General features: G+C 66.1%; 23 protein-coding genes. 13 read left to right on the top strand and 10 right to left on the bottom strand.

Annotation, left to right across the window (positions count from 1 at the left end; all coding sequences use genetic code 11):
• Position 1 precedes the first annotated feature (1 nt).
• The 3 genes from ACP7DD_RS20910 to ACP7DD_RS20900 are packed head-to-tail and all read left to right on the top strand — an operon-like array spanning position 2 to position 1534.
• Positions 2 to 691: a ribonuclease HI family protein gene (locus tag ACP7DD_RS20910; RefSeq protein WP_426176764.1), complete on the top strand. Its 690-nt coding sequence runs from the start codon at positions 2 to 4 to the stop codon at positions 689 to 691.
• Positions 678 to 1322, top strand: coding sequence for an HD domain-containing protein (locus ACP7DD_RS20905; protein ID WP_426176763.1), 645 nt, complete (start codon positions 678 to 680; stop codon positions 1320 to 1322). The genes ACP7DD_RS20910 and ACP7DD_RS20905 overlap by 14 nt, the downstream gene beginning before the upstream one ends.
• On the top strand, positions 1319 to 1534 hold the full coding sequence (locus ACP7DD_RS20900) for a hypothetical protein (protein ID WP_426176762.1): 216 nt from the start codon (positions 1319 to 1321) through the stop codon (positions 1532 to 1534). Before ACP7DD_RS20905 ends, ACP7DD_RS20900 begins: the two co-directional genes overlap by 4 nt.
• A 209-nt stretch (positions 1535 to 1743) precedes the next feature.
• Here the strand turns inward: ACP7DD_RS20900 and ACP7DD_RS20895 are convergent, their stop codons facing one another.
• Positions 1744 to 2115: a hypothetical protein gene (locus ACP7DD_RS20895; protein ID WP_426176761.1), complete on the bottom strand. Its 372-nt coding sequence runs from the start codon at positions 2113 to 2115 to the stop codon at positions 1744 to 1746.
• A 111-nt stretch (positions 2116 to 2226) separates the two neighbouring features.
• On the opposite strand from ACP7DD_RS20895, the gene asd reads away from it, so the two are divergent.
• Positions 2227 to 3078, top strand: a complete 852-nt coding sequence (gene asd / locus ACP7DD_RS20890) for an archaetidylserine decarboxylase (protein WP_426176760.1) — start codon at positions 2227 to 2229, stop codon at positions 3076 to 3078.
• A gap of 15 nt (positions 3079 to 3093) precedes the next feature.
• Here the strand turns inward: asd and ACP7DD_RS20885 are convergent, their stop codons facing one another.
• Complete coding sequence (locus ACP7DD_RS20885) at positions 3094 to 4005, bottom strand: LysR substrate-binding domain-containing protein (RefSeq protein ID WP_426176794.1); 912 nt, start codon at positions 4003 to 4005, stop codon at positions 3094 to 3096.
• Between the two features lie 121 nt (positions 4006 to 4126).
• On the opposite strand from ACP7DD_RS20885, the gene ACP7DD_RS20880 reads away from it, so the two are divergent.
• The 3 genes from ACP7DD_RS20880 (at position 4127) to ACP7DD_RS20870 (ending at position 6164) form a co-directional block, all read left to right on the top strand.
• Entirely contained in the window at positions 4127 to 4726 is a 600-nt protein-coding gene (locus ACP7DD_RS20880; protein ID WP_426176759.1) for an FMN-dependent NADH-azoreductase, read from the top strand.
• 47 nt (positions 4727 to 4773) lie between these two features.
• Positions 4774 to 5646: a pirin family protein gene (locus ACP7DD_RS20875; RefSeq protein WP_426176758.1), complete on the top strand. Its 873-nt coding sequence runs from the start codon at positions 4774 to 4776 to the stop codon at positions 5644 to 5646.
• A gap of 62 nt (positions 5647 to 5708) precedes the next feature.
• A complete protein-coding gene (locus ACP7DD_RS20870; RefSeq protein ID WP_426176757.1) occupies positions 5709 to 6164 on the top strand; it encodes a hypothetical protein in 456 nt (151 codons plus the stop codon).
• Here ACP7DD_RS20870 and ACP7DD_RS20865 read toward each other — a convergent pair.
• A complete protein-coding gene (locus tag ACP7DD_RS20865; protein ID WP_426176756.1) occupies positions 6145 to 7299 on the bottom strand; it encodes an acyltransferase family protein in 1155 nt (384 codons plus the stop codon). The genes ACP7DD_RS20870 and ACP7DD_RS20865 overlap by 20 nt on opposite strands.
• 105 nt (positions 7300 to 7404) lie before the next feature.
• On the opposite strand from ACP7DD_RS20865, the gene ACP7DD_RS20860 reads away from it, so the two are divergent.
• Positions 7405 to 8373 (top strand): succinylglutamate desuccinylase, encoded by a 969-nt coding sequence (locus ACP7DD_RS20860; RefSeq protein WP_426176755.1) that lies wholly within the window; start codon positions 7405 to 7407, stop codon positions 8371 to 8373.
• An 18-nt stretch (positions 8374 to 8391) separates the two neighbouring features.
• Here the strand turns inward: ACP7DD_RS20860 and ACP7DD_RS20855 are convergent, their stop codons facing one another.
• From ACP7DD_RS20855 to ACP7DD_RS20840, 4 genes are read right to left on the bottom strand one after another with little or no spacing between them, the layout of a single operon-like run.
• A complete protein-coding gene (locus ACP7DD_RS20855; RefSeq protein WP_426176754.1) occupies positions 8392 to 8673 on the bottom strand; it encodes a lipid-A-disaccharide synthase N-terminal domain-containing protein in 282 nt (93 codons plus the stop codon).
• The gene (locus ACP7DD_RS20850) at positions 8663 to 9475 is read right to left on the bottom strand and encodes a phosphatase PAP2 family protein (protein WP_426176753.1); all 813 of its coding nucleotides are present in this window, start codon (positions 9473 to 9475) and stop codon (positions 8663 to 8665) included. The genes ACP7DD_RS20855 and ACP7DD_RS20850 overlap by 11 nt, the downstream gene beginning before the upstream one ends.
• 7 nt (positions 9476 to 9482) lie before the next feature.
• A complete protein-coding gene (locus tag ACP7DD_RS20845) occupies positions 9483 to 11069 on the bottom strand; it encodes an ArnT family glycosyltransferase (protein ID WP_426176752.1) in 1587 nt (528 codons plus the stop codon).
• Between the two features lie 5 nt (positions 11070 to 11074).
• Complete coding sequence (locus ACP7DD_RS20840; RefSeq protein ID WP_426176751.1) at positions 11075 to 12145, bottom strand: glycosyltransferase family 2 protein; 1071 nt, start codon at positions 12143 to 12145, stop codon at positions 11075 to 11077.
• Positions 12146 to 12420: 275 nt separating this feature from the next.
• Here ACP7DD_RS20840 and ACP7DD_RS20835 point away from each other — a divergent pair, with 275 nt between their 5' ends.
• Positions 12421 to 13197: a substrate-binding periplasmic protein gene (locus tag ACP7DD_RS20835; protein WP_426176750.1), complete on the top strand. Its 777-nt coding sequence runs from the start codon at positions 12421 to 12423 to the stop codon at positions 13195 to 13197.
• Positions 13198 to 13203: 6 nt separating this feature from the next.
• Here the strand turns inward: ACP7DD_RS20835 and sugE are convergent, their stop codons facing one another.
• Complete coding sequence (gene sugE, locus ACP7DD_RS20830; protein ID WP_426176749.1) at positions 13204 to 13524, bottom strand: quaternary ammonium compound efflux SMR transporter SugE; 321 nt, start codon at positions 13522 to 13524, stop codon at positions 13204 to 13206.
• Between the two features lie 185 nt (positions 13525 to 13709).
• On the opposite strand from sugE, the gene ACP7DD_RS20825 reads away from it, so the two are divergent.
• The 4 genes from ACP7DD_RS20825 to ACP7DD_RS20810 all read left to right on the top strand — a co-directional run bounded on the left by ACP7DD_RS20825 (position 13710) and on the right by ACP7DD_RS20810 (position 16370).
• On the top strand, positions 13710 to 14594 hold the full coding sequence (locus tag ACP7DD_RS20825; RefSeq protein ID WP_426176793.1) for an EamA family transporter: 885 nt from the start codon (positions 13710 to 13712) through the stop codon (positions 14592 to 14594).
• Positions 14564 to 14917 carry a DUF1304 family protein gene (locus ACP7DD_RS20820; protein WP_426176748.1) on the top strand — a complete coding sequence of 118 codons (354 nt, stop codon included), beginning with the start codon at positions 14564 to 14566 and terminating at the stop codon, positions 14915 to 14917. The genes ACP7DD_RS20825 and ACP7DD_RS20820 overlap by 31 nt, the downstream gene beginning before the upstream one ends.
• 88 nt (positions 14918 to 15005) lie before the next feature.
• The gene (locus ACP7DD_RS20815; RefSeq protein ID WP_426176792.1) at positions 15006 to 15302 is read left to right on the top strand and encodes an ArsR/SmtB family transcription factor; all 297 of its coding nucleotides are present in this window, start codon (positions 15006 to 15008) and stop codon (positions 15300 to 15302) included.
• A gap of 9 nt (positions 15303 to 15311) precedes the next feature.
• A complete protein-coding gene (locus tag ACP7DD_RS20810; protein ID WP_426176747.1) occupies positions 15312 to 16370 on the top strand; it encodes an alkene reductase in 1059 nt (352 codons plus the stop codon).
• Between the two features lie 59 nt (positions 16371 to 16429).
• On the opposite strand, the gene ACP7DD_RS20805 is transcribed toward ACP7DD_RS20810, so the two are convergent.
• Both ACP7DD_RS20805 and ACP7DD_RS20800 read right to left on the bottom strand, forming a co-directional pair.
• Positions 16430 to 16936: an SRPBCC family protein gene (locus ACP7DD_RS20805; protein ID WP_426176746.1), complete on the bottom strand. Its 507-nt coding sequence runs from the start codon at positions 16934 to 16936 to the stop codon at positions 16430 to 16432.
• A complete protein-coding gene (locus ACP7DD_RS20800) occupies positions 16923 to 17267 on the bottom strand; it encodes an ArsR/SmtB family transcription factor (RefSeq protein WP_426176745.1) in 345 nt (114 codons plus the stop codon). Before ACP7DD_RS20800 ends, ACP7DD_RS20805 begins: the two co-directional genes overlap by 14 nt.
• Between the last annotated feature and the right edge of the window lie 54 nt (positions 17268 to 17321).

Raw genomic sequence — 17321 nt, 5'->3', positions numbered from 1 at the left:
AATGACCGATTTCGCCCGCCTGTCCACCGCCGCATTCAAAACAGAACTTGTCGCCAGCCGCCTGCTGACGCGGCGCACTGGCTGTTCGCCGGAAGAGGCGCTGCGCGCGACGCTGCAGGCGGCCGCCGGTACGGCGTCGCTGGCCGAACTGGTGGCCTCGCGCGAAGCGGCGAAAGCTGTCGCCGCCGCGCGCGCCGATGCGCGCGATGCGCTGCGCGCGGCGGCGCTAGCCAAGCGCCAGGCGCGCCACAACGGCCGCCCGACTCCGTGGCGTGCCTGGTTCGACGGCTCGGCCCATCCGAATCCCGGCGACTGCGGCATCGGCGCGCTGCTGCTGGGACCTGGCGGCGAACAGATCGAGATTTCACGCGCGGCCGGCTACGGCAACAGCGGCGAGGCCGAATATCGCGCGCTGGTGGCGCTGCTCGAAGCGGCCGTCGCGCATGGCGCCAACGGCCTGACCATCTACGGAGACAGCAAGGTCGTCATCGACGACGTCACCGGGCCTGACATATCCGCCGCGGCGTCGTTGCGGCCGTGCCGGCAGGCCGCGCTGGCACTGATCGCACAGCTCCCCGGCGTGACGCTGCGATGGATCCCGCGTCACAAGAACAGCGCGGCCGACGCCCTCTCCCAGCGCGCCGGCCGCACCATCACGACATCCTTAGAGAACACCTTTGACCAATCCTGAATTGAACGACTGGCATGCGACGCTGGTCTCACTGGCGAGCGATAGTGCGGCCGGCGACGGCGCGCACGACATCAACCACCTGCACCGGGTCTGGCGCAACGCGCAGTCGCTGCTGGCGGCGCACCCGGGCGCCGATCGACTGGTGGTGATGGCCGGCTGCTACCTGCACGACCTGGTCAACCTGCCGAAACATCATCCGCAGCGGGCAACGGCGTCGCGCCAGTCGGCCGCGTTGGCCAGCACCGAACTTGCCGCCGCCGGATTTCCGACTGGCCGGCTGGCCGCGGTGGCGCATGCGATCGAAGCGCACAGTTTTTCGGCGGCGATTGCGGCCGACACGATTGAAGCGAGAATCGTCCAGGATGCCGACCGCCTGGACGCCCTCGGCGCGGTGGGCCTGGCGCGCCTGTTCTACATCGCCGGCCAGATGGGCAGCGCGCTGGCACACCCTGACGATCCGCTGGCCGAACGGCGCACGCGCGACGACCGCGCATTCGCGCTCGACCATATCGAATCGAAGCTCGCTGCGCTGCCCGGCAAGATGCAAACCGAGGCCGGCCGCGCCGAGGGCGTACAGCGCCTGGAGCGGCTGCTCGAATTTCGCGCCGCCTTTGCGCGGGAATGGGGATGAGTTCACTGGTGGTCAGCGCGGCCTTGGTCGGCGCGCTGCTGCATGCGAGCTGGAACGCGCTGGTCAAGTCGCGCAGCGACACCTTCCTGGCAACCGTGATGGTGGCTGTCGGCGCCGGCACGATGGCGGCGCTGGCGCTGCCGTTCGTGGCAGCGCCGCAGGCGGCCAGCTGGGCGTACATCGGCCTGTCCACCGCCGTGCAGCTGGCGTAGATCCACATCGTGCAGGCCAGCGGCGAGCCAGATTGCGCACGCCGATGCCGTCGATCAGCGTCAACGCGGCGATCGTGCAGGCTTTTTGCAGCGGCGATTGCGCTGGTGGCGTTTGGGGCGGTCGGTGCCCTTCGACAGCACTTCGCTGTCGAGCGCAACGATATCTGGCCAAGCTTGTCGGACAGCTGCAGCGGTGACAAATGCCTCCGCTATTGTCGTGCGGGAGGAGCCGGGTACGCCGGTATTTGAATTATTACCGGTGGTGGCGGCGGTGGTGCCGGGATAGTCTGCACTAACGGCGCAGGCAGAATTCTCGGCGGTGCGGCATAGTTCAGCACGAAGGTGATCACCGTTACGGCGGCGGCGCCGAACACCACAGCAGTGCCGACAATCCATTTGACCATGCCTGTAAAACCCTTGTACAGCTCAACCCGAAGAGCACCGATCTCACCACGCACGGCGCCGATCGCTTCGGCGAATTCGGCTCTAGTCACCATTTGGTCCAAGCGTGTTTCGACCCGCGCGAAGCGTTCTCTGGCCTCGGCGGCAAATTCTTCTAGTTGGGTTGGACCGGCTTCCATCCAACCAGCATAGGACGGGCGCACCGCTCGCGCAAGCGACGCACGGCCGAAATCGCTGACGGGGCGCACTACGCGTTTATAATCAACAATCGTCCAAGCAAGAGGTTCAACGTGTCCGACCGCATTAAAGTATTGCCGCAGTATTTGCTGCCGAAGCAGGCCCTGACCACCTTCGCCGGCCGCATCGCCGGCGCCAAGGGCGGCGTCTGGACGACCAACCTGATCCGCTGGTTCGTCGAGAAGTACCAGGTCAACATGGACGAAGCGGTCAACCCGGATATCGCCAGCTACACGAGCTTCAACGAATTTTTCACGCGGCCGTTAAAGCCCGGCGTGCGCCCGCTGGCGCAGGCCGATTTCATCTGCCCGGTCGACGGCGCCATCAGCCAGTTCGGCCAGATCGACGACCACCAGATCTTCCAGGCCAAGGGCCACAAGTTCAGCACCGCGGAACTGGTCGGCGGCGACACCAGCCTGGCGGCGCACTTCCAACACGGCAGCTTCGCCAACCTGTATCTGAGCCCGAAGGACTACCACCGACTGCACATGCCGTGCGACGGCCGGCTAACGCGGATGATCTACGTGCCCGGCGCGCTGTTCTCGGTGAACCCGACCACCGCGCGCGGCATTCCGGGCCTGTTCGCCCGCAACGAGCGCGTCGTCTGCGTGTTCGAGTCGCCCGACCATGGGGCGTTCGTGATGACGCTGGTGGGCGCGACCATCGTCGGCAGCATGGAAACGGTGTGGCACGGCGTGGTCAACCCGCAGCGCCTCGGCAAAGTGACCGAGTACGATTACAGCGACCAGGACATCGTGCTGAAAAAAGGCGAAGAGATGGGGCGCTTCCTGCTCGGCTCCACGATCGTCATGCTGTTCAAGCAAGGCACGATCGACTTCAACCAGGCGTGGGCGCCGGAGCGCGGCATTCGCCTCGGCGAGACGATGGGCAACCGGCCCGCCTGACCCAGCCTGTGATGGCTAGGCGCGCTTGCCGGCCTCCTCGCAGCACATCACTTCCATCATGTCGAGGAAGGCGCGCGTCTTGGCCGGCATCAGGCGCCGGCCGGGGAACACCGCCCACCCCGTGACGATCGGCAGGTCCCACTCCGGCAGCACCCGCACCAGTTCCCCTTTCTCCAGAAACGGCGTGGCGAACAAATCGGAGCTGGCCGCGATGCCGGCGCCGGTGCAGGCAATGCGCGCCAGCAGATCGGGCGAGTTGGCGGTCATGCGGGCCGGCAGCTCGCGCGACCACTGCGTTTTGCCGCGCGTGAGCACCCAGGGCTGGGCGCCGCCGTTGCGGCTCAGGAGGCACAGAAGGTCGTGCTTGAGCAGGTCGTCGGGCGACTCGGGCAGACCGCGCAGGGCGATATACGACGGCGACGCATACAGGCCCACCTTCTCGAGCGCCACCCGTCGCGCCGCCAGCGACGAGTCGTCCGGCAGGTCGCCCATGCGGATGGCGACGTCGAAGTTCTCGGCCACCAGGTCGACCCGGCGCGGCGACAGATCGAGCTCCAATGTGATGGCCGGATAGCGCTTCAGGAACTCGGTCATCACGCGCGTCAGTCCCAGGTTGGCGAAGTCGGACGGCATCGACACGCGCAGCTTGCCGCTCGGCTCCTGCTGGCGGTGCTGCACCAGCGCGCCGGCCGCCTCGACTTCCTCGACCACCTTGCGCGCGTGTTCGAGCAGGAACTCGCCAAACTCGGTGAGCACCAGCTTGCGCGTGGTCCGCTGCAGCAGCCGCTCGCCGAGCTTGGCTTCGAGCAGCGCGATGCGGCGCGACACTGTCGATTTTGGCAGGTCGACGCGCTGCGCTGCCTTGCTGAAGCTGCCGCTTTCGACGATACGCGCGAACAGCAGCAAGTCATTCGGTTCCAGATCCATCCCCATTCGATTATCCCATCAGAAGAACAATGTTATCCATTCTAGCGCCTTCCGGACTGATTTTGGAACTGTTAAAGTGAACTTCATTGCAGTTCAACCACACAACACGAAGGAGCTCCACATGAACATTTTGCAAATTAATTCCAGCGCCAAGGTCACCGGATCCGAATCGAACCGCCTGAACGACAAGATCGTCGCCGGCCTGGTCGCCGACAATGCGGGCGCCGTCGTCGTTGTGCGCGACCTGGGTGCGCAGCCGCACCCGATGATCGACCAGGCAGCCCTGGGCGCGCTGTTCACGCCGGCCGACCAGCGCACTGCCGAGCAGGCAGCGCGCGTGGCCCTCGACGATGCCCTGATCGCCCAGGTCCAGGCTGCGGACGTCATCGTGATTGGCGCGCCGATGTACAACTTCGGCATCAGCGTCCAGCTGAAAAGCTGGTTCGACGCGATTGCCCGCGCCAACGTCACGTTCCGCTACACCGCGACCGGCCCTGAAGGCCTGTTGAAGAACAAGAAGGTCTACGTGACGCTGCCACGCGGCGGCATCCACCGCAACGGCGCCAGCGATTCGCAGGTGCCGCACCTGACGACGTTCCTCGGCTTCCTCGGCCTGACCGACGTCACGTTCGTGTACTCGGAAGGCCTGGGCATGGGTCCGGAAGCAGTAGCGAAGGCGCAGGCACAAGCCGACGCCGACATCGAAGCAGCACTGGCGTAAGCCCAGGCACAGGCGCCGGAACCAGGATAATCAACCAGCGGAACATGATGACAAAGCAGTTGACGGCAGCAAGGGTAGCAACGGCGCGCAGCGTCGAGCGCCTGGTCAATGGCCAGTTCGTGATGGACGGCGCCGGCGTGAAGATCAACCGCGTGCTGACGCAGACGCTGCAGCGGCGGCTCGATCCGTTCCTGATGCTCGACGCGTTCGGCAGCGAGAAGCCGGGCGACTACATCGCCGGCTTTCCCGAGCACCCGCACCGCGGTTTCGAGACCATCTCGTACATGATCACGGGCAGCATGCGGCACAGGGACAGCGCCGGTCACGAAGGCCTGATCACCAACGGCGGCGTGCAGTGGATGACGGCGGGACGCGGCGTGATCCACTCCGAAATGCCGGAGCAGAGCGAAGGCATGATGGAAGGTTTTCAGCTGTGGCTTAACCTGCCGGCCAGGGACAAGATGAGCGCGCCCTGGTACCGCGACATTCCGAACCAGGAGATTCCGCGTTTTGGCACCGACAGTGGCGCGACGGTACAGGTGATCGCCGGCCGCAGCCACGGCGTCGAAGGCGCGGTGCAGCGCGACGGCACCGAGCCGTACTATCTCGACATCGAACTGGCGGCCGGCGCCACCTTCGAGCAGCAGCTGCCGCCGGGGCACAACGCGTTCCTGTACGTGTTCCGCGGTGAAGTGACGGTCGAAGGCAAGGGCGTGGCGCGCACGCGGCTGGCGATCCTGACCAATCCTGCCGGCGCCGAGGGCGTGCGGATCAAGGCAGCCGAAGCGAGCCGGGTGCTGCTGATCGCCGGACGTCCGCTGGGCGAGCCGATCGCGCAGTACGGGCCGTTCGTGATGAACACGCAGGACGAACTGCGCCAGGCGGTCGAAGACTTCAGGGCCGGCACCTTCGGGTCCTGATACGCGACGTGACAGGGTCAGACCCCGGACGCGGCGCCGCGCATTCGGCTACACTACGCACCATGCTGATCCCCACCCTCCTCCAGGCGCTTGCCTACGTCAGCCGCGTATGCGGATTCGACACCGTCGACTCGTTCCCGCCGGGGCACCAGTACGCGCGCACGCGCTGGAACCGTGCCTATTTCGACATCGCTTCGGACGTCAAGCCGGAGCAGATCGAACGCTCGCTGTGCGAGTCGATCACCAATACTCCTTTGATCTTTGCCCACATCACCCATCCGACGCCGCGCATGCAGCGCGCGCTGCTGGCGGTAATCGAAACGCGCATGCGCCGCTCGTGCGGCAGCCCGACCGACCTGGTCGCGCTACTGGTGAACGCCTACCGAAGCCCGCAGACGCCCGACGCGATGCCGAACCTGCGCAAGGTGATCGAGGACAGCGGCTACGACACCAACGCCGTGCTGGGATTTTTGGGTTCGATGCCGTCGGCGTTCGACGTCATCGAGGCTGCGCACTAAGCGCGGCCGGCGCGCGCAGGTTGGACGGCAGGTAGCGGTCGCGCAGCATCATGAACGGCGTCTCGACCAGCCGGAACAGCACCCATCCCGACAGCACCGACAACAGCATCGACACGCCGATCGCCACCGCCGAATCGGCGTCGAACCCGCGCGCGGCGAGCGGTTCGGCGAGCAGGATGCAGACCTGCTTGTGGGTCAGGTAGATCGCGTAGGACCACAACGCCAGCTTGCCGGCGCCGGGAATGCGGGTTCGGCGCAGTACGCCGTCGCCCAGCGCCGCCACGATCAGCAGCGCGAAGCCGAGCGCCAGCATCGGATAGCCAAACACCGTCATCGCAAAACCGTAGTGATCGGCCAGGAACAGGTAGAACGTCAGCGCGGTGAGCGCGATGCCGGCGGCAAGCGCGGTGTGCGCGTGCGCGGTGAGGCGCTGCCACAGGTCGGCATGATAGTTCTTCAGCAGCGCCAGCGCGACGCCGGCCACCAGTTCGTCCAGCCGGCACAGCGACGAGTAGTAGATGTACTTGTAGTAGTCATTGAGCGGGCGCGCGGCGCCGTCGACCAGCTCCTGCCACAGCACGCCGCGCACCAGCATGCCGGCGATGACGATGAAGGCGATGGCGCCCCAGGCCCAGCGCAGCGAGCTGCCCCGTCGTCCACCGAGCGCGGCGATAGTCAGCGCGCAGGCCGGCAGCAGCAGGTAGAACTGCTCTTCGATGCAAAGCGACCAGGCGTGCGAAAACGCGCTGCCCGGCTGCAGATTGATGTTCTGGGTGAAGGTGAGGAACTCCCAGACCGGCAGCAAGGGCTGGCCGGCGCGAAAGCCCGGCCACAGGTAGTACAGCGCCAGCACGGCGTAGAAATTGGGCAGCGTGCGCAGCAGGCGGCGAGCATAGAAGCGGCCCAGCGACAGGCCTTGCGGGGTGCGCATCGCGGCGAAGATCTGGTTGCCGATCAGGTAGCCCGACAGCGCGAAAAACAGGTCGACGCCGACCCAGCCGATCCTGCCGACCCAGCCGAAGGTGTCGTCGGAGCCGACGAACAGCGTGTAATGGTGCAGCACGACGAAGCTGACCGCGAGCGCGCGCAAGGTGTCCAGGCCGTACACCCGCGGGGAAGGTCGAAGATCGGTCATGCGCGGCCGGGCAAGTGGGAAGCGCAAATCATGCCATGCAGTTTCCGCACGCGCCAGTGTTTCCCGATAAAATGTCGTCAGCCAATTTTGAGGGATAGCCCAGCAATGACCACCGCACGCGACCTGCAGTTCAAATCGATCAACTACACCGGACTGGGCAAAGGTCCGCGCCTGATCATCACCGGCGCCGTCCATGGCAACGAAACGTGCGGCACCAAGGCGATCCTGCGCGTGATGGAAGAGATCGACAGCGGCAAGCTGCTCGTCGCCAACGGCAGCGTGACGTTCGTGCCGGTGACCAATCCCCTCGCCTACCGGCTGGTGCGCCGCTCGGGCGACCGCAACCTGAACCGCAACCTGTTCCCCAACGACAATCCGCAGGACTTCGAAGACCAGATCGCCAACTGGCTGTGCCCGCTGCTGGCGCAGCACGACGTGCTGCTCGACCTGCACTCGTTCAACGCCGACAGCGAGCCGTTCGTCATGATGGGGCCGCTCGACAACGACGGTCCGCTGCAGCCGTTCAAGCACGCCGACAAGGAACGCGCGCTGGCGCGCCGGCTCGGCGTGCGCCGCTTCGTCGACGGCTGGCTCGGCACCTACGGCGACGGCGTGCAGCGCCGCATGAGCGACGCGTCGCAGCTGGAAACGGTGCTGCGCTATGGCGTCGGCACCACCGAATACATGCGCACCACCGGCGGCTATGCGCTCACGCTCGAGTGCGGCCAGCACAACGATCCGGCCGCGCCCGACGTGGCGTACCGCGCCATCATGAACACGCTGGCATTCCTGAACGTGATCGATGCGCCGGCGCCGGCGCCGGTGCCGGCCGCCCAGGTCGAAGCGCTGTCGATGGTGGTGGTGCACGACAAGGCCGATCCGGCCGACGCGTTCGTGCGCACCTGGTCGAGCTTCGATCCGGTCAGCAAAGGCGAGCAGATCGGCGTGCGCGCCGACGGCACACCGGTGTTGTCCGAGCTGGACGGACGCATCCTGTTCCCGGACGTCAACGCAGGCGCCAACCAGGAGTGGTACTACCTGACCGAGCCCAATCCGCACTTCGCGCGCGATTGACCGAACCGGTCGCGCCGCTCACGCCGCGGCGTCGCGCGCGGCCTGCTCGGCGCGGATCAGTACCAGGTTGCGCAGGTAGATCGCCACGCCGAGCAGCTGGCCGGCGATGAACACCGGGTCGCCCCGGTGCACCGAATAGACCAGCAACACGACCGCGCCGGCGAGGCTGAAATACCAGAACGACACCGGGATCACGCTTCTGTGCTGGCGTTCGCTGTGCAGCCACTGGATGACGAGGCGCAGCATGAACAGGCCCTGGCCGCCGAAGCCGACGGCCAGCCACATCAGTTCAGGGTCCATCGAGTTCTCCTTTCGTTTGCCGCCGCAGCTCGATGCGCGGCAGCATTAGAAACATCTCGAGCGCGCCCCAGCCGAAGCAGATGGCGCCGAGGGCGCGCTGCAGCGGCAACACTTCGGGGATGCGCATGTGGTTGCTAAACAGCAGCGCCGCGGCCACCATCAGCAGCAGCGCGCCGGCCAGAAAGCCGGATGCCCCCACCGTTGTCCACTGGTAGCGCGCGTACAAGGACAGGCCGCAGCAGGCGCCCAGCCAGCCGCCGAGCATGCCCCACAAGATGTCGAGCGGCCAGTGCACCCCCACCATCACGCGCGACAGGCTGACCAGCACGGCCAGCGCGAACAGCGCCGCCCGCCGCGCCGCCGCGCCGGGCGAGGCCATGATCCAGATGCCGGCAATGGCGAAGCTGGCGGCGGCGTGCCCGGACGGGAACGACACTGCGCGAAACCCCGGCCCGCTCTGGAAGCACAGTTGCGGCGGCAGCACGGCCAGCGGGCGCGGCACGCTGACGACCTGCTTGAGCACCTGCACCCACAGCGCGGCGAACACGGCGGCAATCAGCGCGGCCCAGAATATGCGCGGCGAGCGGCGGATCGCCGGCACCACCAGCGCCAGCGCGACGGCGCCGTCGCCGTCGCCGAGCATCGTCAGGTGCAGCCACAGCCGGTCGCCCAGCGCATGGCCGGCATGGTTGAGCAGCACGAACACCGCCTTGTTGGCGGTGCTGGCGGCCAGCACGATGACCAGCAACAAGGCCAGCGACGGCGGCAGCCACGTCCACGGTGAGCGCAGATCCGGACCCATGGCAGCGTCAAGGTGCAAGCCTGACCAGCAGCACGCCGCCCTTGCGGTACAGCACTTCGACCGCGCCCAGCTCGGCAAGATTGCTGCTACGGGTGAGCAATACCTCGCCCGGTCGCGGCGTTGTGGCACTTTCGGTAATCTTGCCGCGGTAGACGCTGGAACTGGGCACATTGAAGTGCAAGGTGCGCACCAGCAGCCCGGCGTCGCGCGCGAACAGCGCCGCTTCCTTCACCGGCCCCTGCTGCAGTTCGCCCAGTGCAGGCAGCAACAGGCCGCTGACCGTGGCCGCGCACAGCACGCCGCTGGCCAACAGCTTTTGCCACACCTGGTAGCGTGGCACGACAGCGAGCGCCACGCACGCGAGCAGCAATGTCGGCGTCGCCATCCGGTACACGACGCCGAACGCCTCGCGGCGCGTCAGTGCTTCGCGCAGGTAGGGGTCGCGCATGCCGGCACCGACATGGTGCAGCGCCGCCGGCAGCACCACCACGGCGGCCAGCAGCAGGATCGGCGGGGCGAACGCCAGCAACCTCGACTGCAGAAAGCCGCGCCGCATCGCCATCAGCACGAACAGGGGCGTCACGCCATACAGCAGGGAATGTGGCAGCTTGGTCGCTGCCAGCGAAAAGAACACCAGCACGAACAGGAACCAGCACCACAGGAACGTGTCGAGCGGCCTGGCGCGCAGCTGGCGCACGGTGGGCAAGATGCGCAGGAACAGGCCACTGTACGGCAACAGCAGCAGCAGCGCGGCCGGCAGGTAGTACAAGGCATTGCCGCGGTGGCCCTGCAGCGGCGCCATGAAGCGCTCGACGTTATGGCGCATGAAGAAGCCGGCGATGAAAGCGTCGCCCTGGCGCACGTATTCGATCACATACCAGGGCGCGGCCACCGCCACCAGGATGCCCCAGCAGGCCGGGTCGAGCACGGCCTGCTGCCAGTCGCGCAACTTGCCGTGCAGCGCGAACGCAATGGCGCTGACGCCGAACGCAATGAGCAGCGCCACCGGACCCTTGGTCAGCACGCCAAGCGCAATCCATAGAACCGCGCGGCGGCGGTAGCGCCTGAGCGGCTGCTCCATGTAGCGGTAGATGTCGAACATCGCCAGTGCAAGGAACAGATTGAGCAAGGCGTCGGCGGTGGCGGCGCGGCCGATGACGCCCACGCCCACGCTGGTGGTGGCGATCAGCGCGGCGACATAGGCAGTGCGGCGATCCGACTGCTGGCGCGTGAAAAACAGGATGGCGACCATCCATCCGACGGCGGCCAGGACCGACGGCAGCCGGAAGGCGAACTCGCGCGGACCGAGCAGCAACACCGACCAAGCCTGCAGCCAGTATGCGAGGATCGGCTTGTCGAAGCGCGGCTGGCCATTGAGGTAAGTCGTGATGTAATCGCCGCGCGCGAGCATCTCGCGGGTCGCTTCGCCGAAGGCGCCCTCGTCGACGTCGAACAGCGGAAAGCCATTGAGCTGGTTGAAGAACGCCAGCCAGGCCGCCAGCACCAGCAGCGCCGGCAGCGCGAGCGATACCGGCGCGCTGCGGGCCGCCGGCCGGGTGGCGCGCGCGGCGCGCGTGCCAACGAGTGCGGTCACTTTTCTCACCGCCGGTCCATCGAGCGGCGGGCCGGCTCGCCCTGGTGACGGGAGCCGCCCGGCCCGTCGGGCATGCCGAGCACTTCGCGCACCGCGTACGTCTTGTTGGGGCCGGACTCGAAATAGGTGCGCGCCAGCATCTCGGTGACGATGCCGGTGCAGATGAACTGCACCCCGATTACCGCCAACAGCACCGCCAGCATCAGCAGCGGGCGGTTTGCGATCGCCTCGCCGTCCCACAGCTTTTGCCACGCCAGCAGGGCCAGCGCGGCGCCGCCGGCGCCGGCGCACAGCAGGCCGATGCGGCCGAAAAAATGGCCGGGACTGGCGCGAAAGCGGGTGAAGAAGTACACCGACAGCAAGTCGAGGATGACGTTGAAGGTACGCGACAGGCCGTACTTGGAGTGTCCGTGCATGCGTGGAAAATGGCTGACCGGCTCTTCCTTGATGCGCGCCGGCGAGGTGATGGTCGACACCCAGGTAGGGATGAAGCGGTGCATTTCGCCGTACAGGCGTACCTGGCGGATGACGCTGGCGCGGAAGATTTTGAGCGAGCAGCCATAGTCGTGCAGCCGGACCCCGGTGACGGCGACGATCAGGCGGTTCGCGCACCATGACGGAATGCGGCGCAGCCACAGCTTGTCCTGGCGCGCGCGGCGCCAGCCGACCAGCAGGTCGAGGTCTTCGTCGAGCAGGCGGCGCACCATGCGGCCAATGTCGGCCGGATTGTTCTGCAAGTCGCCGTCCATGGTGGCGATGATGCTGCCGTCGGCGATGTCGATGCCGGCCTGCATGGCGGCGGTCTGGCCGAAGCGGCGCCGCAGGATCACCGCGGCAACCCGGCCCGGATGGGCCGCTACCGCGGCGCGGATGCGCTCGGCGGTGCGGTCGCTGCTGCCGTCGTCGACCAGGATCAGTTGCCACGGCCACGCGAACCTGGCCAGCGCCGCGACCACCTGGCTGACCAGCGCCGCGAGGTTCTCTTCCTCGTTAAACAGCGGCACCACCAGCGACAAGCGGTGGCTGGGGCGCGCGCCGCGCTGGTGAAAGGCAGCGGCGCCGGCGGAGTCGTTCATTGCTATTCCAGTACAGGAGGACGGGCGTGCCTTCGCAGGCGGATACCTCATGTTCGCCGTGCGCCGATGGGCACAGGCGATCCACGTCAAACGAACGCAGATATGGCTCAAGTGCGGTTGCGGCTGCCGCGCCCGACCCGGCCGCGGCTCCGATGCGACCCTGGTTGCCTCCCGCCCTCACTTAATCAGAGGCGATAAGAAACGTTACTCTGTATATATGTTTCGTGCGACAATCCGCTAATTGTGTTATCCAACCATCGACTAAAAATGAAAAAATGAGCGGAGACATCAAGCGTGGGCGCCTCGCCCGATGGCTGGCCTTTGCCCTGCTGGTGGCGAGCAATGCGGCCGCGCGTGATCAGATGACCGTGCAGATCATGGCGCAAGAGAGCATTCCGCCGAAGTGGCTGATCGAGGGCGGCCCGCCGCACGGACTGTGCCCCGAGATCCTGGAGGCGATCGAACGGCTCGAACCGCAATTGAAATTTAGCGGATTCGACCGCGGCCGTTCGTTGCTGGTGATCGAGAACGCCCTGCAAACGGGGCGTGTCTCAGCAGCTTGCGGGCTGCTCGACTCGCCGCGCCGACAGAGTGTGGCGATCCGCTTGCGCGTGCCGCTATACGACGTCAAGCACAAGCTCGCCGCGGCGGCCGACGACCTGCAGGTGGTCAACAATTTTGACGACCTCGTGCGCCTCAAGCCGCTCGTCAACACCGCGCGCGGCTCGGCCTATATCCTGCAGCTCAAAGCGCTCGGCATCGCCGTCGACGACAGCACCGGCGACAGCATCGTCAACCTGCGCAAGATCTTGCACGGGCATGGCCGTTACACCTATATGAACGAACTGAGCCTGCGCTACTTCATCCAGGCCGGACGACTCGAGGACAAGTTGCGGATCCTGCCGGCGGTCTTCAATCAAGAGCCCGTCTATTTCTGGGTCAGCCGCAAGGCCGATCCGGCGCTGGCGCCGGTCATCGAGCGCGCGCTGGCCCGGCTGAAGGCAAATGGCGAACTGGCGCGCATCTACGAGCGCTGGTCGCGGCCGCGCTAGGCCGGCTCAGCCAGGGGTGAGGAGCTTCAGGCCGGCGATGCCTGCGACGATCAGCGCGATCGACAGCAGGCGCAAGGCGCCGGCCGGCTCGCCCAGCACCGCCATGCCGACGATCGCGGTGCCGACGGTGCCGATGCCGGTCCAGACCGCGTAGGCGGTACCGAGCGGCAAATGGCGCAAGGCCAGTCCCAGCAGCAGCACGCTGCCGCTCATCGCGACGACGGTAAATACCGACGGCCACAGCCGGGTGAAGCCGGCGCTCTGCTTCAGGCCAACGGCCCAGGCCACCTCCAGCAGGCCGGCTAAAAACAGAATGAACCAGCTCATGGCGAACTCCTCGATGTTGGCAGCATCGTCCGTGCCGGGGTGAAAAAAAGAACGTCAACTTAGCATGGGCGGCGCGCGGCGGTCAACCTGACCGCCGCGCCCGCCTGCAGCGACGGCCGATGTGGTCCATAATCGACAACCCGACCCCGACGTTGCCCGCCAAGGAATGCTGCATGAAGCACACGATGACCGTTACCGACATCTTCATCGCGCTCGGCGTGGTCATCATCTGGGGCGTCAATTTCGTGGTGATGAAGGTCGGCCTGCAAGACTTGCCGCCGATTCTTTTCTCCGCGCTGCGCTTCCTGTTTTCGGCGTTGCCGCTGGTGTTCTTCGTCAAGCGGCCGCAGCTGCCGTGGCGGCTGCTGGCGATCTACGGCATGTTCCAGTTTGCCTTCCAGTTCTCATTGTTATTCACCGGCCTCAAGCTCGGCATGCCGGCCGGGCTGGCGTCGCTGGTGGTCCAGTTGCAGGCGTTCTTCACGATGGGACTGGCGGTGTTGCTGCTCGGCGAGCGGCCGAAGGCGGTGCAGCTGATGGGCGCACTGGTGGCGTTTTGCGGCATGGCGCTGGTGGCGGTGCATCTCGAGGGCAAGGCCACGCTGATCGGCTTTGCGTGCGTGGTGACGGCCGGTGTTTGCTGGGCGGTAGCCAACATTGCCACCAAAAAGATGGGCCAGGTCAGCGCACTGTCGCTGGTGGTGTGGGCATCGCTGCTGGCCACGCCGCCGTTGCTGGCGCTGTCGTGGATCGTCGAAGGCGGCGCCGCCTGGCAACTGGCGGCCGACCGGTTCAGCGGCAAGACATTGATGACGCTGCTGTTCCAGGCCTACCCCAACACGCTCCTCGGCTTCGGCATCTGGTCGATGCTGATGCGCAAATATGCGACCGCGACGATTGCGCCGTTCACCTTGCTGGTGCCGATTGTCGGCATGCTCAGCGCGACGCTGCTGCTGGACGAATCGCTGCAGTGGTGGAAAGTGGCGGCCGGCATGCTGGTGCTCGGCGGCCTGGCGCTGAATCAGTTCGGCGCCCGGCTGTGGGCGATGGCGACCGCGGCCCGCTACTAGGCAAGCTGGCCATTGCCGCCCAGGTACTGATTGCGCTGATCGCGCTGCTGCATGTGTATTTCGTGTCGCTCGAGACGGTACTGTTCAAGACACGCGGGCGGCGCGTGTTCGGACTCAGCGCGGAGAAGGCCGAAATCATGGCGCCGGCGATGTCGAACCAGGGTTGCTACAACGGCTTGCTGGTGGCGGCGCTGGTGCTGGGGCTGCTGCATCCGGACGCGGCGGTGGGGCGCGCGTTCGCCGTGTATGCAAGCGCTGCCGGCGGTGATTGCGCTGGCCTTGCTTTTTCTCGCCTGATGTGCGCGAACAAAACCCGGATCTGACCCCAGAGGGTCAGATCCGGCAGAGTTTCCGAATATATCGTAATATGGCGATATTAGGTTCGCAGAAACCCGATACAAGGAGACGCAGCTGGACATCGATGCAATTCACAAGGCGCTGGCGAACCCGGTGCGGCGGCAGATTTTGTGCTGGCTGAAATATCCGCACAAGCACTTCGCGCACCAGGATCACCCGCTCGACATCGGCGTCTGCGCCGGCCTGATCGACGCGCGCACCGGGCTGTCGCAATCGACCGTGTCGGCCCACCTCGGCGCGCTGCAGCGCGCCGGGCTGGTCACACCGCGCCGCGTCGGCCAGTGGATTTTTTATAAACGCAACGAGGAAACCATCCAGGCTTTCCTCGACCATATGCAACACGGACTCTAGGAGCATTACATGACGACATTATTTGACCCGATCACCATTGGCGACCTGCAACTGCCGAACCGCATCATCATGGCGCCGCTGACGCGCGCCCGCGCCATTGGCGGCGCCCGCGTGCCGAACGCGCTGATGGCGCAGTACTACGTGCAGCGCGCCAGCGCCGGCCTGATCCTGTCCGAAGCGACCTCGGTCACGGCGCAAGGCGTCGGCTACGCCGACACGCCAGGCATCTGGTCGGACGAGCAGGTCGAGGGCTGGAAGATCGTTACCGATGCGGTGCACCAGGCTGGCGGTCGGATCTTTTTGCAGCTGTGGCACGTTGGCCGCATTTCCGATCCTGAGCTGCTGGGCGGCGATGCACCGGTTGCGCCGAGCGCGATCGCCGCCGACGGCCACGTCAGCCTGCTGCGCCCGATGCGCGGCTATCCGGTGCCCCGCGCGCTGGCAACCGAGGAAATCGCCGGCGTCGTTGCCGCTTTCCGCAACGGTGCCGAGAACGCCAAGCTGGCCGGCTTTGACGGCGTCGAGATCCACGGCGCCAACGGTTACCTGCTCGACCAGTTCCTGCAAGACAGCACCAACCAGCGCACCGACAGCTATGGCGGCCCGGTCGAGAACCGCGCCCGCCTGATGCTCGAAGTGACCGATGCATGCATCGCCGTGTGGGGCGCGAACCGGGTCGGCATGCACCTGGCGCCACGCGCCGACGCGCATGACATGGGCGATTCGAGCCCGGCCGAAACGTTCGGCTACGTGGCGCGCGAACTGAAGCGGCGCGGCATCGCGTTCATCTGCGCGCGCGAAGCGATCGGCGACGACAGCATCGGCCCGCTGCTGAAGAAGGAATTCGGCGGCGTGTATATCGCGAACGAAAAGATGACGCGCGAGAGTGCCGAGCAGCTGATGAGTTCGGGCAAGGCCGATGCCGTGGCGTTTGGGCAGCTGTTCATTGCCAATCCGGACCTGCCGCGGCGCTTGAAGGACAACGCCGGGTTCAACGAAGTGCGGCCGCAGCTGTTTTATGGCGACGGGCCCGAGGGCTATACGGACTATCCGGCGCTGGCTGCGTAAATCGTTCTCACTGAGCGAACGTGGCAGGGGTACCCGTCTGCGCGGGTACCCCTATGCGATCACGCCACCTTGGCCAGGTACTCCTCGTACTGGTCGTACATGCCGCCAAAGCCGCCCTGCATCGACGCATGCGCGGCCAGCAAGTTGGCGCGCTCCAGCTCGGTCGCATTGATGGGCGTCGACACCAGCTTCAGCACCGTCTTGCCACCCTGCTCCGTCAAGGTCACCATGATCAGCATTTCCATCGGCCAATCCGGGCTCATCGGGTTTGGCGCGGCGTTGCCGTCGGCGTCAGCAAAGCCGTTGACGTAGACCAGCCGCTCCGGGGCGACAACCTCGCGGTAGACGAAGCGCCCCCACATAGTCATCCCGCCCGGGAACTGCATGCAGTAGTGGAAGATCCCGCCTGGCTGCGGCTCGTTCCTGGCCACGGCGATGCGGCAGCCCTTCGGCCCCCACCAGTGCTGCAGGTGCGCGGTCTCGGTCATGGTCTTGAAGACCAGTTCGCGCGGTGCGTTGAAGGTGCGGGTGATATGGAAATCCACATCGGTGTCAGGATTGATCATCTGCAGGCTCCTGTTGTAGTTGTTGAAGATACGTGTCGCGCCGGTCAAGGCCGGCTTGCCAGTGTTCGCGGTAGTCGTCGATCCAGCCGCACGCTTCGCGCAGCGGCGCCGCTTCCAGCTTGCATGGGCGCCACTGTGCCTGGCGGCTGCGCGACACCAGCCCGGCCCGTTCCAGCACGTGCAGATGCTTGGTGACCGCCGGCAAGCTGATGGCAAACGGCGCCGCCAGTTCGGTGACCGACACCTCGCCCTGCGCCAGCCGCGCAAGGATGGCGCGCCGGGTCGGGTCGGCCAGCGCCGCGAACGTGATGCTGAGTTGGTCGCTGTCCATGTCAATACGCTTATTTAACCAAATGGTAAAGTACGCTGATATACATATCAAGTC

It is taken from the genome of Massilia sp. TWR1-2-2 (genome assembly GCF_049897565.1).
In the GTDB taxonomy this organism is placed as follows: domain Bacteria; phylum Pseudomonadota; class Gammaproteobacteria; order Burkholderiales; family Burkholderiaceae_D; genus JAFCUW01.
This window is presented reverse-complemented; position numbering and strand designations above follow the sequence as displayed.

Bases quoted from the DNA above. Each gene is read 5' to 3' on its own strand.
- ACP7DD_RS20910 (WP_426176764.1), top strand. From the start codon at position 2: ATGACCGATTTCGCCCGCCTGTCCACCGCCGCATTCAAAACAGAACTT.
- ACP7DD_RS20900 (WP_426176762.1), top strand. From the start codon at position 1,319: ATGAGTTCACTGGTGGTCAGCGCGGCCTTGGTCGGCGCGCTGCTGCAT.
- ACP7DD_RS20895 (WP_426176761.1), bottom strand. From the start codon at position 2,115: ATGGAAGCCGGTCCAACCCAACTAGAAGAATTTGCCGCCGAGGCCAGA.
- ACP7DD_RS20885 (WP_426176794.1), bottom strand. From the start codon at position 4,005: ATGGATCTGGAACCGAATGACTTGCTGCTGTTCGCGCGTATCGTCGAA.
- ACP7DD_RS20880 (WP_426176759.1), top strand. From the start codon at position 4,127: ATGAACATTTTGCAAATTAATTCCAGCGCCAAGGTCACCGGATCCGAA.
- ACP7DD_RS20875 (WP_426176758.1), top strand. From the start codon at position 4,774: ATGACAAAGCAGTTGACGGCAGCAAGGGTAGCAACGGCGCGCAGCGTC.
- ACP7DD_RS20870 (WP_426176757.1), top strand. From the start codon at position 5,709: ATGCTGATCCCCACCCTCCTCCAGGCGCTTGCCTACGTCAGCCGCGTA.
- ACP7DD_RS20865 (WP_426176756.1), bottom strand. From the start codon at position 7,299: ATGACCGATCTTCGACCTTCCCCGCGGGTGTACGGCCTGGACACCTTG.
- ACP7DD_RS20860 (WP_426176755.1), top strand. From the start codon at position 7,405: ATGACCACCGCACGCGACCTGCAGTTCAAATCGATCAACTACACCGGA.
- ACP7DD_RS20855 (WP_426176754.1), bottom strand. From the start codon at position 8,673: ATGGACCCTGAACTGATGTGGCTGGCCGTCGGCTTCGGCGGCCAGGGC.
- ACP7DD_RS20850 (WP_426176753.1), bottom strand. From the start codon at position 9,475: ATGGGTCCGGATCTGCGCTCACCGTGGACGTGGCTGCCGCCGTCGCTG.
- ACP7DD_RS20840 (WP_426176751.1), bottom strand. From the start codon at position 12,145: ATGAACGACTCCGCCGGCGCCGCTGCCTTTCACCAGCGCGGCGCGCGC.
- ACP7DD_RS20835 (WP_426176750.1), top strand. From the start codon at position 12,421: ATGAGCGGAGACATCAAGCGTGGGCGCCTCGCCCGATGGCTGGCCTTT.
- sugE (WP_426176749.1), bottom strand. From the start codon at position 13,524: ATGAGCTGGTTCATTCTGTTTTTAGCCGGCCTGCTGGAGGTGGCCTGG.
- ACP7DD_RS20825 (WP_426176793.1), top strand. From the start codon at position 13,710: ATGACCGTTACCGACATCTTCATCGCGCTCGGCGTGGTCATCATCTGG.
- ACP7DD_RS20810 (WP_426176747.1), top strand. From the start codon at position 15,312: ATGACGACATTATTTGACCCGATCACCATTGGCGACCTGCAACTGCCG.
- ACP7DD_RS20805 (WP_426176746.1), bottom strand. From the start codon at position 16,936: ATGATCAATCCTGACACCGATGTGGATTTCCATATCACCCGCACCTTC.
- ACP7DD_RS20800 (WP_426176745.1), bottom strand. From the start codon at position 17,267: ATGGACAGCGACCAACTCAGCATCACGTTCGCGGCGCTGGCCGACCCG.